We start from the raw sequence: 6,767 nt of genomic DNA, 5'->3' as shown, positions 1-6,767 counted from the left end.
TGATCCTAGACAGTATCGTGGACAACAAATCCCTCTAAATTCTTAAAATATTTCTTCTCAAAGGCTTCAGGGCTTAACCAGCCATTTGCAGAATGTCTTCTGACCCGATTGTAATAAATCTCAATATAGTCAAACAAGACAGCATTCGCTTCTTTTCGAGTGGCAAACACACTGCCATGGACCACATGACCTTTCAATGTATGAAAGAAGCTTTCAGTCACTGCATTATCCCAACAGTTTCCACGTCTAGACATACTCTGAGTACAATCATTTGTCAGTAACAGCGCTCTAAAATCACGACTACAGTACTGTGAACCTTGGTCCGAATGAACCATAACCCCAGTTGGATACCCCTGACGAGCCATTGCATAGTTAAACGTATCACACACCAACTGGCGGTCTATTCGATGGCTGGTTTGCCACCCCACGATACGACGACTAAATAGATCCAGCATCACACATAAATACAGCCAACCTTGCTTGGTACGGATATAGGTAATATCCGTTGTCCAAACCTTGTTAGGCTGAATGACTGTAAATTGACGCTCTAACAGATTGGGTGCTGTAGGCAAACGATGGTTTGAATCAGTCGTATGCTTGTATTTACGCGCAATCCTGCTGCGTAAACCCAGATTTTTCAGCATTCTTCCAACAGTGCGTTCACTCATGCTGTAACCTAAATCATGCATGTCATGTACCAATGAAGGTGCACCCAATCGTGCATGATGCTGCCAATATACGGCTTTTAAATCATTATATTTCTCTACCGTATTGGCCTGACGTTTTCGCCAGGCATAATAGCCTGAAGTGCTGACACCTAGGTATTTACAGGCAGAAGATACCGTGACTTCATTCATATCTAGATCTTGAATTACCGTGTACTTTTCTTGGCATGATCTGTTAGAAAGTACACATGCGCTTTTTTTAAGATGTCATTGGCTTCCTTGAGCTGTTTGACTTCTTTCTCTAATTCCAAGATCCGCTGTTGTTCTGGTGAAAGTTGACGTTTGCTTGAACCCACTGGATTGGTTTCACGAATCCATTTGTCTAAAGTTGAATAACCCACACCTAATTTCTGGGCGATTGCAGCTATAGGCTCGTGTGAGTTTGAAAGTGCATAATCAATTGCTTGCTGTTTAAATTCAGCACTAAAACGTTTGGCCATTTCTTGGATCTCCAAAGTTAACGTTACGTTATCTTTAGAGGGAAGTACTGTCCATTATTTTGGCTAGGATCAATGAGATGAAAGTTGGTAAAGCGAGAATAAAGAAAATACCGCTTAAACTTAAGTTAAAGGTGAAAATGAGTGAGCCAAAGAAAGCACCTAAAATTGCACCAATACGACCAATACCATGCATCCATGAAACACCAACCGCGCGGCATACCGCTGGGTAGAACATAGCTGCAAGTGGCAGTAATGAAGACTGTGCACCAGCCAGTAATGCACCAATTAAGAAGATAGTAAGGCCTAATAAGAAAATATTTGAGCTCACTAGACCAGCAACAATAAATAGGCTGAAAGCGATGAGATATGAATATTTAATCACTGTAGTTGGGTTCAGTTTATCCATGTACCATCCCATAATGGTTGCGCCAATTACACCACCAAAAGGGAAAATCGCAGCAATTAAACTAAACTGTTGGGTATTGAAACCTGCTGTTTTTAAAATTGTTGGCATCCAGCTTGTTAAAAGATAGAACACCAAAAGACTGGTAAAACAGCAGATCCAAAGCATGCTTGAACTCCACAGGTATTTTCCTAAAACCACTTTAACCGGATTTTCATCTGAAGGATTTTCTGCTTGAGCTAAAATAAGTTTTACTGGCTCTTGGAAGGAATGGCCTTGAATATTTTCTAAAATACGCTGTGCTTTATCTTGTTGATGACGTGTAATTAAGTATTGAGTTGATTCAGGTAATTTAAGTAATAAAGCAACCACTAAAATTAGGGGAATACTTCCGCCAATAATAATCACTTTGGCCCAGCCATAGCTTTCTAACAGATAAGCTGATAACACACCGCCACAAGAAATACCCAGCATAAATCCACAGCCAGCAAGCCCTGTGAGAAATGCTTTACGTTTTACAGGCATATATTCTGAGACAATGGTACTAATGTTTGGCATAGCTGCGCCTAAACCTACGCCAGTAATAAAGCGATAAATCATTAAGTCTTGAGTTGAATTAGCAAAGCCACACAAAATCGTAAATATTGAGAACAAAAGGCTTGTAAAAACAATAACACCTTTACGGCCAAATTTATCGGCTAAGGGGCCAGAAATGATTGCACCAATTGACATACCGACTAAAGCAGCACTTAAAACGGGAGCAAGTTGAGGCTTGGTAATTCCCCAATCATCCAATAATGCCGGTGCAACAAAACCAATAATTCCTGTATCTAGACCATCACAGAAAAAGACACAAAAGCCTAGGATAAAAACTATCCACTGTAGTGGAGACAGTTTTTCGCGATTGATAATCGTGTTTGCATCTATCGTTTTCATATGTATTCCTTCTTAAAATTATTTAATTCCCTGAGTAATTCAATGTATTCGTTACAAAACCTGAGTCTTTAATTGAATTATTTTTAACCAATATTCACTATCCAATAAGTCCGAATATTCATCCATTTTTTCCAAATGAGATAAAAAGCATTCATTTCATTTTTTAATTTAATCATTTGAAATATAGGTGTTTCTTATTTTTAATTTTTCTATCCAGTTTGTTTGATTTTGATAATTGCGCAGAGATTGGATAATGCTTGCAGCTTTTGGACAGTCTAAAAAAATTTTCAGATAGAAGATAAAGCCATAACAATGTCAGGAGTTGACACTATGGCTGGGCAAACCATTCAAATTCAAACTGCATCTGGAAAGCAGTTCAGTGCATATCTAGCGACACCAGAAACAGGAAAAGGACCTGGTGTGGTGCTTTGTCAGGAAATCTTTGGGGTGAATGCAGCAATGCGGGAAAAGGCAGATTTTCTTGCAGAAGAAGGCTATACCGTTTTGGTTCCTGATCTATTTTGGCGTATATCACCTAATATTGAACTCGGTTATACACCAGATGATTTTCAAAAAGCTTTTGAACTTTATCAACAATATGACGAAAACCTTGGTGTTGAAGATATTCAAGACAGCTTAGCTTTTCTAAAGACACGACCAGAATGTGATATCTCTACAGGTCTCGGCGTAGTGGGCTATTGTTTAGGTGGAAAGCTAGCTTATTTGGCAGGCTGCAGACTTTCTGATGTGGCATGTGCCGTAGGTTATTACGGTGTAGGCATTGAAAAAGCGTTAGATGAGTTAGCTAACGTAAAAGGACGTTTGGTTTTACATATTGCAGAACTGGACCAATTTACACCGCCAGATGTGAGACAAGCGATTGTCGATGCAGCTAACCAATATTCAAATGTACAAGCTTATGTTTACGAAGGCGTTGATCATGCCTTTGCACGACCAAAAAGCAACCATTACCACAAACCTTCAGCACGCTTCGCTCACGAGCGTACAGTAACAGCTCTACATGAAATAATTGGGCCGAAATATGACCTAGTTGCACTATGGGAAGAGCATATTCGTCATGAGTTCGATACGCGTGACGTCCCAGCAACCATGGCAACAATGGTTGCAGAACCTTATGTCAACCATATCCCAACCTTGACTGGCGGTGTAGGCCAAAGCCAGCTTGCTCGTTTTTATCAATATCACTTTGTTCATCAAAACCCAAAAGATATGAAGATTACTTCAATCTCTCGTACGGTTGGCTCAACGCAAGTGGTAGACGAATTCATTATGAGCTTTACCCACGACGCTGAAATTGACTGGTTATTACCGGGTGTAAAACCAACTGGTAAATATGTCGAAATACCAATGTTAGGTGTAATTCAGTTCAGAGGTTCAAAGCTGTGTCATGAGCATATTTACTGGGACCAAGCATCTGTACTTGTTCAAATTGGTTTATTAGACCCAACAGGCTTACCCGTTGCAGGTGTCGAGACAGCACGAAAACTTCTTGATGAAGATCTTCCGTCCAATACTTTGATGCCATCTTGGTCAAGTAGTGAAGGCAAGCTAGTCAATTAAGGAGGATCTGCAATGAATATAAATTTAATAGGAAAAGTCGCTGTGGTGAGTGGCGGTGCAACACTCATTGGTAAAGCTGTTGTGCAAGCCTTAGTCAGTGCAGGTGCTCATGTCGCTATTTTAGATATTGATGCAAAAGGTAAGGCGATTGCCGAAAGCTTTAACCATGATGTGATGTTTATTCAAACCGATTTAACTAGTGATGCGGCTATTCAACAAGCTGTGGCAGATATTCATCAACATTTAGGTGAAGTGAGTTACTTGGTGAATTTAGCATGTACCTACTTAGATGATGGTTTTAAATCTTCACGTCAGGACTGGTTACAAGCACTCGATATTAATTTGATCTCTACAGTTGAGCTGAGCCGTGCTTTATACAATGACCTAAAAGAACAGCAAGGTTCAATCGTTAACTTTACTTCCATTTCGGCCAAAGTGGCACAAACAGGACGCTGGTTATATCCGGTTTCTAAGGCCGCGATACGTCAACTCACACAAAGTATGGCAATGGATTTTGCTGCCGATGGTATTCGCGTCAATTCAGTTTCTCCGGGTTGGACATGGTCACGAGTCATTGCAGAAGTCAGCGGCAATAACCGTGAAAAAGCCGATAGCGTTGCAGCCGATTATCACTTGCTAGGCCGATTGGGTCATCCCGAAGAAGTCGCCAATGTTGTTTTGTTTTTATTGTCACCCGCTGCGAGCTTTGTGACCGGAGCAGATTACGCAGTCGACGGTGGCTATTCAGTAATGGGCCCTGAAGGATCACAGCCCGCTATTCCGCGTTTAGCCGAATAGCACAGCGTTTTAAAAGCACATTTAGAAAATTATGGAGAAGATTATGCGCCGTATTGCAATTGTTGGAGCAGGACAGTCTGGTTTACAGCTTGGTTTGGGGTTATTAGATACAGGTTACGATGTAACCATGATCACCAACCGAACTGCCGATGAAATCCGTCAAGGTAAAGTCATGTCAAGCCAATGTATGTTTCATACTGCTTTACAAACTGAACGTGATTTAGGTTTAAATTTTTGGGAAGAACAATGTCCAGCCGTAGAAGGCATTGGGCTAGCTTTAGTTAATCCTGAAAATGGTGGTAAAGCATTTGAATGGAGTGCTCGTCTTGAGCGCTACGCTCAATCGGTCGATCAACGCGTCAAAATGCCATATTGGATGGAAGAATTTGAACGCCGTGGCGGTCAATTGGTGATTCAGGATGTTGGAATACAAGAGTTAGAACAACTCGCAAACGACTACGAGCTTGTATTACTCGCGGCTGGTAAAGGTGAAGTTGTTAAACAGTTTGAGCGTGATGATGCACGAAGTGTTTTCGATAAACCGCAGCGCGCTTTGGCATTGACCTACGTCAAAAACATGAAGCCAATTTCACCTTATTCACGTGTGACTTTTAACATTATTCCCGAAGTCGGTGAGTACTTTTCATTTCCGGCACTAACCATCAATGGGCCTTGCGACATTATGGTATTTGAAGGTATTCCAAATGGGCCAATGGACTGTTGGCAAGATGTGAAAACACCAGAACAGCACCTGCAATGTAGTCTGAACTTACTCAAGAAATTTGTGCCTTGGGAATATGAACGCTGCGCAAATGTTGAATTAACTGATGCTGGCGGTTATTTGGCAGGGCGTTTCCCGCCGACGGTACGTAAGCCCGTTTTAACCTTACCGTCTGGCAAAAAGATTTTTGGTATGGCAGATGCCTTAGTGGTCAATGATCCAATTACCGGTCAAGGCTCAAACAATGCGGCTAAGTGTAGCAAGATCTATTTTGATGCCATTTTAGCCAATGATAATCAAAGCTTTAGCGAACAATGGATGCTTCAAACTTTTGAACGCTATTGGGCTTATGCAGAAAAAGTCGTGGCTTGGACCAATAGCTTGTTATTACCACCAGAGCCTCATGTCGTTGAACTCCTAGCAGCTGCAAGCCAAAACCAGAGCATTGCTTCAATTATGGCCAATAACTTTGATGACCCGCGCTCTTTTGCCCCGTGGTGGTTTGATGCAGATCAGGCTCAGGCATTCTTGGCCTCAAAAACCGCAGCAAAAGTCGCTTAAGGTCAAAATATCAAAGGGAGATTTAAAAATGGACACAATTGAAACTTTAGCTTTACAAGCGATTAATGCCGAAAACCCAAGAGAAATTCGTAATTTGCTTGGTCAGTTTGCAACTGGTGTTACCGTGATTACAACTCGTGGCAAAGATGGCCGGAAAATAGGTATGACCGCCAATTCATTTTCCTCACTGTCTTTAGACCCACCATTAATTTTGTGGAGCCTTTCAAAAACGGCGCCAAGTTTGCCTGATTTTGTTGAAGCTGAATATTTTGCCATTCACATGTTGGCACAAGAGCATCATCAGCTTTCGGGGCATTTTGCTCGAGGTGCCGAAGACAAATTTGCAGGCATTGCTCATCAACAATGCAATGCTGGCGTTCCAATTTTGACTGATGCACTCGCAACCTTGGTTTGTCGCAATGTAAATCAGTATGAAGGCGGAGATCACCTGATTTTTATTGGTCAAATTGAACAATACCAACAACGCCAAGGTGAACCATTGGTATTTCACGCAGGAAAGTATCGGATTGCTGCTGAGCATCCAGAATTAGCCCATTAATTCACCACAATCACGATCAATCCGGTCGTGATTTTTTTATAGG

Annotated in this window: 6 protein-coding genes; 4 read left to right on the top strand and 2 right to left on the bottom strand. The window is 41.4% G+C overall.

Translation table 11 applies throughout. The features are described 5' to 3' along the window. Positions 1–5: 5 nt before the first annotated feature. Together J671_RS14145 and J671_RS14135 are read right to left on the bottom strand one after the other, a co-directional pair. Positions 6–1,165 (bottom strand): IS3 family transposase gene (locus J671_RS14145; protein ID WP_085945698.1). Its coding sequence is split into 2 segments (ribosomal slippage): positions 6–931 and positions 931–1,165, totalling 1,161 coding nucleotides; the frame shifts between segments, so codons are not numbered across the junction. Positions 1,166–1,199: 34 nt separating this feature from the next. Then, entirely contained in the window at positions 1,200–2,504 is a 1,305-nt protein-coding gene (locus tag J671_RS14135) for an MFS transporter (RefSeq protein ID WP_031982642.1), read from the bottom strand. Between the two features lie 330 nt (positions 2,505–2,834). On the opposite strand from J671_RS14135, the gene J671_RS14130 reads away from it, so the two are divergent. The 4 genes from J671_RS14130 to J671_RS14115 are packed head-to-tail and all read left to right on the top strand — an operon-like array spanning position 2,835 to position 6,724. Then, a complete protein-coding gene (locus J671_RS14130; protein WP_004887275.1) occupies positions 2,835–4,085 on the top strand; it encodes a dienelactone hydrolase family protein in 1,251 nt (416 codons plus the stop codon). A 12-nt stretch (positions 4,086–4,097) separates the two neighbouring features. Then, positions 4,098–4,883 carry an SDR family oxidoreductase gene (locus tag J671_RS14125; protein ID WP_004887274.1) on the top strand — a complete coding sequence of 262 codons (786 nt, stop codon included), beginning with the start codon at positions 4,098–4,100 and terminating at the stop codon, positions 4,881–4,883. Positions 4,884–4,926: 43 nt separating this feature from the next. Next, a complete protein-coding gene (locus J671_RS14120) occupies positions 4,927–6,165 on the top strand; it encodes a styrene monooxygenase/indole monooxygenase family protein (RefSeq protein ID WP_004887273.1) in 1,239 nt (412 codons plus the stop codon). 28 nt (positions 6,166–6,193) lie between these two features. Next, positions 6,194–6,724 carry a flavin reductase family protein gene (locus J671_RS14115; protein WP_000379652.1) on the top strand — a complete coding sequence of 177 codons (531 nt, stop codon included), beginning with the start codon at positions 6,194–6,196 and terminating at the stop codon, positions 6,722–6,724. Positions 6,725–6,767 lie beyond the last annotated feature (43 nt).

Source organism: Acinetobacter sp. 1130196 (assembly GCF_000588095.1).
Classification (GTDB): Bacteria; Pseudomonadota; Gammaproteobacteria; order Pseudomonadales; family Moraxellaceae; genus Acinetobacter; species Acinetobacter nosocomialis.
Note: the sequence above shows the minus strand (reverse complement) of the source record. Positions and strands in the feature narration are given on the sequence as shown.

Coding starts and splice junctions, on each gene's coding strand:
- J671_RS14135 (WP_031982642.1), bottom strand. CDS start 2,504: ATGAAAACGATAGATGCAAACACGATTATCAATCGCGAAAAACTGTCT.
- J671_RS14130 (WP_004887275.1), top strand. CDS start 2,835: ATGGCTGGGCAAACCATTCAAATTCAAACTGCATCTGGAAAGCAGTTC.
- J671_RS14125 (WP_004887274.1), top strand. CDS start 4,098: ATGAATATAAATTTAATAGGAAAAGTCGCTGTGGTGAGTGGCGGTGCA.
- J671_RS14120 (WP_004887273.1), top strand. CDS start 4,927: ATGCGCCGTATTGCAATTGTTGGAGCAGGACAGTCTGGTTTACAGCTT.
- J671_RS14115 (WP_000379652.1), top strand. CDS start 6,194: ATGGACACAATTGAAACTTTAGCTTTACAAGCGATTAATGCCGAAAAC.